The organism is Enterococcus sp. AZ179 (genome assembly GCF_050498885.1).
Classification (GTDB): Bacteria; Bacillota; Bacilli; order Lactobacillales; family Enterococcaceae; genus Enterococcus_D; species Enterococcus_D entomosocium.
On record NZ_JBMHEO010000004.1, the window covers coordinates 52,243 to 58,657 of the forward strand.

General features: G+C 38.0%; 11 protein-coding genes. All 11 read left to right on the top strand.

What is annotated here, in order from left to right; genetic code table 11:
• Positions 1-27 precede the first annotated feature (27 nt).
• Complete coding sequence (locus IGI88_RS18270; RefSeq protein WP_429960919.1) at positions 28-1,389, top strand: DNA cytosine methyltransferase; 1,362 nt, start codon at positions 28-30, stop codon at positions 1,387-1,389.
• Positions 1,390-1,491: 102 nt separating this feature from the next.
• Positions 1,492-2,247 carry a DNA-methyltransferase gene (locus IGI88_RS18275; RefSeq protein WP_429960918.1) on the top strand — a complete coding sequence of 252 codons (756 nt, stop codon included), beginning with the start codon at positions 1,492-1,494 and terminating at the stop codon, positions 2,245-2,247.
• Between the two features lie 105 nt (positions 2,248-2,352).
• Complete coding sequence (locus tag IGI88_RS18280) at positions 2,353-2,796, top strand: hypothetical protein (protein WP_429960917.1); 444 nt, start codon at positions 2,353-2,355, stop codon at positions 2,794-2,796.
• Positions 2,797-2,946: 150 nt separating this feature from the next.
• Positions 2,947-3,159 carry a hypothetical protein gene (locus tag IGI88_RS18285; RefSeq protein WP_429960916.1) on the top strand — a complete coding sequence of 71 codons (213 nt, stop codon included), beginning with the start codon at positions 2,947-2,949 and terminating at the stop codon, positions 3,157-3,159.
• Positions 3,160-3,195: 36 nt separating this feature from the next.
• A complete protein-coding gene (locus tag IGI88_RS18290; protein ID WP_429960915.1) occupies positions 3,196-3,522 on the top strand; it encodes a hypothetical protein in 327 nt (108 codons plus the stop codon).
• Positions 3,523-3,624: 102 nt separating this feature from the next.
• Positions 3,625-3,804 carry a hypothetical protein gene (locus IGI88_RS18295; protein WP_429960914.1) on the top strand — a complete coding sequence of 60 codons (180 nt, stop codon included), beginning with the start codon at positions 3,625-3,627 and terminating at the stop codon, positions 3,802-3,804.
• 154 nt (positions 3,805-3,958) lie between these two features.
• The gene (locus IGI88_RS18300; protein WP_429960913.1) at positions 3,959-4,144 is read left to right on the top strand and encodes a hypothetical protein; all 186 of its coding nucleotides are present in this window, start codon (positions 3,959-3,961) and stop codon (positions 4,142-4,144) included.
• Between the two features lie 24 nt (positions 4,145-4,168).
• On the top strand, positions 4,169-4,759 hold the full coding sequence (locus IGI88_RS18305) for a hypothetical protein (protein WP_429960912.1): 591 nt from the start codon (positions 4,169-4,171) through the stop codon (positions 4,757-4,759).
• A gap of 40 nt (positions 4,760-4,799) precedes the next feature.
• Positions 4,800-5,060, top strand: a complete 261-nt coding sequence (locus IGI88_RS18310) for a hypothetical protein (protein WP_429960911.1) — start codon at positions 4,800-4,802, stop codon at positions 5,058-5,060.
• Positions 5,061-5,356: 296 nt separating this feature from the next.
• Positions 5,357-6,082, top strand: coding sequence for a DNA/RNA non-specific endonuclease (locus tag IGI88_RS18315; RefSeq protein ID WP_429960910.1), 726 nt, complete (start codon positions 5,357-5,359; stop codon positions 6,080-6,082).
• A 138-nt stretch (positions 6,083-6,220) separates the two neighbouring features.
• Positions 6,221-6,415: helix-turn-helix domain-containing protein (locus tag IGI88_RS18320; protein ID WP_429969544.1), on the top strand; the 195-nt coding region annotated here is incomplete at its 3' end.

Below are 6,415 nucleotides of genomic sequence, written 5' to 3' on the forward strand. Positions count from 1 at the left end.
GAACACAGCTGTGGGAAAGAATAACGAATGAAACAATCGAAACAACTAACTTTTATTGATTTATTTGCTGGTGTAGGCGGTTTTCGGATGGGAATGGAAAAAGCAGGACATAAATGTGTCGGCTTTTGTGAAATTGACAAATATGCTAGACAAAGTTATAAAGCGATCTTTAATACGGAAAACGAGGTGGAAATGCATGATATTACGAGGATCTCAGACGACACTATTCGAGGATTCGGACGTGTGGACATTATCACGGGAGGATTTCCTTGCCAGGCTTTCAGTTCTGCAGGAAAAAGAAGAGGTTTCGCAGATACTAGAGGAACTCTCTTTTTTGAGATTGCACGCTTCGCACATATTTTGCGACCTAGCATTTTATTCCTTGAAAACGTCAAGGGATTGCTCAACCACAACGAAGGGGCTACGTTTGAAACAATCCTCCGAACACTGGATGAGCTGGGGTATGACGTGGCATGGCAATTGCTTAACAGCAAGGATTTTGTCCCGCAAAACCGTGAACGTGTCTTTGTTGTCGGATGTTTTAGAGGATCAGGTGCCAGAAAGTTTTTACCTCTCACAGGAGAAGAAAAATCAGTTGATCAAGAATCAGCAAAAATAAATATCGCTGGGACGACAAATAAACGAAATAACTTAAATACGAATTTGCGAGAGCGGACCTATTATACCGACGGCTTAATGGGAACTTTGACCGCCACTGATTATAAAACGCCTAAACAAATTGTAGTCGGAAATGTAAATCCTTCCGGTCAGGGAATGAATGGTCAGGTTTGTAGTATAGAAGGAATTGCTCCTACGCTTACGACAAACAAAGGAGAAGGGAATAAAGTAGCAATCCCTGTGATTTCCCCAGATAAAGAAGAAGTCCGTCAAAATGGGCGAAGAATAAAAAATAATGGGGAAGAAATGTTTACACTCACCGCACAAGATCGTCACGGAATTATAGTAGAGGGGAAGATTGATGGGCGATATCGATCAGCGGTTAGTGTCTATTCTCCTGATGGTCTATGTCCAACGTTAAACACCATGCAAGGAGGTGGCCAACAACCGAAAATTGTTGTGAACGAAATACCCAAAAATACGATTGATATCGCTAATGAGGACAGAAATGATTTAGCACAGAGAGATTTTCAGGTTCGTAAGTTAACACCTTTAGAGTGCTGGAGACTTCAATCGTTCCCAGATTGGGCATTTCTAGCAGCAAAATTCGGCAGCAAACAAGTTGCGCAAAGAATTTTAGCTGAAAATTTAGATCATTATAACTGCCCTTTTGAGCAGAAGGTTTCTGACAGTCAGCTGTATAAACAGGCAGGAAATAGTGTGACCGTTGATGTGATCTACTTTATTGCGAAGCATTTCCACCTTTCATAGGAGATAAAGCAGGCGTAATAGGGAATAGCTATCCTTTATAGTAAATGTATCAAGACTTGACTAAACCAATGGATTCAGGCCTGAATCATAGAGGAGAAACCTATGATTCAAAAAGATATGATTTACTTTGAAGATTGCTTAGAAGGAATGAAAAAAATTGCGGATGGATCGATCGATACGATCATTTGCGACTTGCCCTATGGAACCACTGCTTGCTCCTGGGATACTATTTTGCCATGGGAAGAATTGTGGTCACAATACTTGCGCGTAATCAAAGAGAATAGTGCGATCGTTTTATTTGGCGCAGAACCATTTTCTACTCAGTTACGTATGAGTAACTTCAAACACTATAAATATGATTGGTACTGGGTCAAAAATACAGCAACCGGCTTTGCTTTTGCCAAAAAACAGCCCATGCGTTCTGTAGAAACAATCTCAGTGTTTTCAAAAGGAACACCTGCTTATTACCCTCAGGGATTAGAACGGATGAAACAACCACTTACAAAGATTAGAACCGGTAATGAAGAGAATATATATAATACGGGATCTCTGTCAGGAAAAGAATATTTCCAAGAGTATACAGGCTACCCGAATAATGTTCTTCGGTTTGACAAGGAGTCAATGAATACCTTCCATCCTACACAAAAGCCGGTCCGTCTACTTGAATATTTAATTAAAACCTACTCGAAAAAAGGAGATCTAATATTAGACAACTGTATGGGTAGCGGAACAACTGCGATTGCTTGTATAAATACTGACAGGCATTATGTAGGATTTGAAACCAACTTTGAGTACTACACCAAGGCTATAGATAGAATTCAGAACAATGTAACGCAAATTGACCTTTTCAATTGCTGAAAAATCGAAAAAAACAGCAAAAATCAGTTGAACAAGACGGCGTGCCGTGCTATAATAATTATAGACGGTACACCGTCTAACTTTTGTTTTAGGAGGTTATGTTACTTGTTTGAGGAAACGAGAAATAGGCTAGTAGAAGAAGCAAAGAAACGTTTGGATACATTTTCAATAGAGAGCTACGTCAAAGAAAGTTTCAGGGAAGGGGAGATATATTGTTCTAAGCGAACCGCAATAATGGTCAATCGCAAGAAGATGATACTGCCAACTGTTTATAGCATTACAGATCAACAAAAGAAACTCATTGAGAAATACGAGAAAAAATATGGATTTGTGGTTTTTCATGTGGTCGAAACAAATACTAAGCATGGGTTACTTTTAATTTTGCTTCATGTCAGCCAACATGAGTTCGAGTGGGAACAGGATAGAAAAGAATTAGAAGAAGACAAAATAATGCTGTGTTTCACTGTAAACGTTGATTACGAGGAATATTCAGAATTTACCTGGTGTTGCTTCAAAGAGGTGGGAGGAGGCTTATTATTACGAGGATGACTATGGCAATAAAAAAGGTGCTTATCCTGCGGACACAGAATAAGCACAAAGTAACAAAACCATAGCCTGGATTGCTACTACTCAAAATATATCATAAAAGTGAGTAGTAGCAAATAATAATAGCTACACTCCAACTCTGGAGGAATATCTATGTACGCTGATAAAGAAAAAATTCAATGGTTACTGTTGAAAAGTGGAAAATCAATAGCTGAAATAAGTAAAAAATCAGGTGTTAAAAAGATGACAGTCTCGGACCTTAAGCATGGGAAGTCCTCGATTGATAGAATGCGATTTGATAATGCTTCTTTGCTTACAGAACTAGCAGATAAGCTGAGATCTGAAGAGAGTGACGAAAAGAGATAGAGCCTTTTAACTCCTGATTTCTAGGAGGAAATATAAATGAATGTAGTATTAAATAATAAATTGTGTTGTGTGGAATTTGATCAGTATGAAGATAATGATAATGTGGCAATACAACTAGTTAGGAAACGTAAAGGAAGAAGCGAAACTGAGCTAGTTGCTACTGCGACAGTTAATACAGATATGAAAATCAATAATGAATTTGTAGCAATTAAAGGGTGGTCGGAAAACACGGGCATTGAGCAAGCCTTGATTCAAGCAGAGGTCATATGCCCAGATGCTGTCGGAGTTATCCCCTGTGGCATGGCAGCAGCTTATGTCTATGAGCTTACTCCCAAAGCAAAGGAAATGAAAAGTAAATCTTAGCTAGGAGATGTCTATGACACAGAGTAATCATTTCTGTGTCATAGATTTATATCCATGAACTATTTACTTTTCTCAACCTGAGCCAAGTTTAGGAGGATGCATATGACAATCGCAAAAGGTAACAAGCGACTTCCTGTGACTTTGAATAAGCATAGGCAACAAAGTCTTCAGGAATTGAAATCAAAGTATACAAAGAGCGAATCACAACTACTTTGTATTGCTTTGGATATGTTGATAGAACAAGAAAAAGCAGGTTTCGAGATACCTAAATTAAAAAAGTGATCACACTTTCATTTGACTACTCAAAAAGTGCCAGCACTTTTTCTGGGTGTTTTGAAAAACGATCTCTGAATTTGCGATAAGAGAATTTAATACAATTATTTTGCAAGTCAAGAAGTTTACTAGTGGAAGATATAACGGAATAGGAGGAAAAAATATGAGATACAGTCAAATGGATCATAAAAAAATGTGGGTAGAAAAGTTGGAAAGAGATTTGTCAGAACTCGAATCATTAGGGTATAGCAAAGAATCTGAAGTGTATAAATCCGCTGTAAAACGGACTGACAAAGCCCGAAAAGATCTTAATAATTCACTTAATTTAGTCACTGATGGGAAGAGATAGCAAACTAGGAAAGAAGGTAGAAAGATGGAAAAACAGGCACACTTCAAAATTGACCCGTACTTTGCATTGAGTCAGCTTTGCTGTATATGGCATGAGCAAAATGTAGACGGAAACGCAGAATATTCTCTTGCTTTTAAGAGTGCTATGGTTGCTTTAATTTACAACGGAGAAAAAATGCTTACTCATGATGAATGGGATAGTATTGTGAGAATTTATCAAGAGCGACATGGTTTATCGGGAGAATTTTTGATTGATGTCCAACCAGAATTGAGAGAAGAACTTTATCAAATTATTCAGGAACAGAAACGCTTTAAAGACCTTGAACTTGATTACATTATTCAAGGTTATGGGGAACACGAAAATCTAGTCTATGATAAAACAACTGGGAAGATTTTCCCTTGTAAACATAGCGAGCATTACCCAACGCTTATCGATATTTTACAGGAAGAATATAGCAATGAGTTTGGTGCAATGCCACAACAAGAAAAAGATGCTTTTATCATGAATAATTTTATTCTTGTTGGAAAGTCATATAGTCAGGATTGGTATATTCCTGATGGCATAGGATTTGGAAGTATAGAAAATAATAGTTTTTCTATAAGTTACAAATCATAGTTTTTAAGTGACAGAAATAAGTGAATCGAGGTGGTTTTTAATGTTTCTGAATAGCGCAGGAATGGATAGAGAAGAGTTGTTAGAATTAATCGTTTATGAATACGTCCATGCAAAATCAACCTATGGAAATACACTTTTAGGAAAACCCCCAGAAGTCATATACGCCGAAGGTAAGATGATGGGCGTTTGTATATCTCTGGGGTTGAATTATGAAATAAAAAACAAGATAGTAACATTTAAACTTAACTCAACCAACAAGGAAGTGGCTCGATTTCCTTTTGATCCAGAAGAGCCTTGGTGATTCTGCTATCCACCAAAATAGCAGAAAAAAACGCTATCAACACATGCAATGTTAACACTTTGCTTTTTCCATAGAAAAATGTCAACAGATGGTCTAGAAGGGAAGTGAATGAATACATGAAAACTTTTGCAGTCGATTTCGCCTTCTATGATTTTGGCGATCTCGTGTTTGCTATGAAATGGATCCACGCAAAGACGGAGGGAAATGCTATTGATCAACTACTAAAAGAACATAGAAATATTCATGTTCAAGATATTAGAGAAATCCGTGATTATATCAAATAAGAGGAGATTGTTATGAAACATAAGTCAAAATTTATCCTTGCAGCGTTGATCAGTTTGCTTGGATTCACCGCTTCATTGGTGGATTTATCAGAAGTCGATGTTCAGTTGCCTGCTTTTTTCGATGAATGGACGTCCCAGGAACAAATCTCAGCTGAAGAGATTGAAAATCTGCCTGATTTTGACGGTCAGAACGTTGTCATTCAAGTAAATGGGAATCGTCCGAGCTTTACAGCTGAAGAGACGTCGATCGATGCAGGGTCTTGGCAAACCTTTTCGGATCTCGATTCCCTAAATCGTGTCGGTGTCGCAAATGCAATGCTACACCGATCGATGATGCCTACAGAAGAACGAGGAGACATATCAAATGTCTATCCCACCGGTTGGAATCAAAAAAAGCTTGAAAATAATGTTTGGCTCTATAATAGAAGTCATTTAGTCGGCTTTCAAATGACCGGTGAAAATGACAACTGGAAAAATTTGTTTACCGGCACTCAACAGCTGAACCAGATCCACATGGTCCAATATGAAAATGAAGTGGCCAACTATCTGAGAAAAACCAATAATCACGTGCGCTATCGGGTCACACCGATATTCAGAGAGCAAGAATTGTTGCCCAGAGCGATTCAAATGGAAGCTCAGAGTGTTGAGAATGACGAGTTAGGCTTTAACATTATAATTCATAACGTACAAGATGGCGTCTCGATTGATTATCGAACAGGGGTTGCAAGGGAACAATAAAATTTGAACGTCCACATATAAACATGGGATAAAAAGGAATTGATAGTAAAAACTACTATAAATTATTATATATCTTTGTAACACGATGAAGTGTATGATTATTATATACACTTCATCGTGTCAAAGGGGGGTATTAATTTGAGTGTTCATAAATATGATTTGATGAGTGACGACCTGATGACGGCACCGGAGGCTTCAAGAAAATGGGGTTATGAGGAAAGCTATGTTCGCCAAATGATTAATAAGTATCCGGAAAGAATTCCTCCAGGCGAGATACGCATGTTTGGAAAGACACTGGTAATAACGTCAGGTGGGATGGAAAAATTGACTGGC

Coding starts and splice junctions, on each gene's coding strand:
- IGI88_RS18270 (WP_429960919.1), top strand. CDS start 28: ATGAAACAATCGAAACAACTAACTTTTATTGATTTATTTGCTGGTGTA.
- IGI88_RS18275 (WP_429960918.1), top strand. CDS start 1,492: ATGATTCAAAAAGATATGATTTACTTTGAAGATTGCTTAGAAGGAATG.
- IGI88_RS18285 (WP_429960916.1), top strand. CDS start 2,947: ATGTACGCTGATAAAGAAAAAATTCAATGGTTACTGTTGAAAAGTGGA.
- IGI88_RS18290 (WP_429960915.1), top strand. CDS start 3,196: ATGAATGTAGTATTAAATAATAAATTGTGTTGTGTGGAATTTGATCAG.
- IGI88_RS18295 (WP_429960914.1), top strand. CDS start 3,625: ATGACAATCGCAAAAGGTAACAAGCGACTTCCTGTGACTTTGAATAAG.
- IGI88_RS18300 (WP_429960913.1), top strand. CDS start 3,959: ATGAGATACAGTCAAATGGATCATAAAAAAATGTGGGTAGAAAAGTTG.
- IGI88_RS18305 (WP_429960912.1), top strand. CDS start 4,169: ATGGAAAAACAGGCACACTTCAAAATTGACCCGTACTTTGCATTGAGT.
- IGI88_RS18310 (WP_429960911.1), top strand. CDS start 4,800: ATGTTTCTGAATAGCGCAGGAATGGATAGAGAAGAGTTGTTAGAATTA.
- IGI88_RS18315 (WP_429960910.1), top strand. CDS start 5,357: ATGAAACATAAGTCAAAATTTATCCTTGCAGCGTTGATCAGTTTGCTT.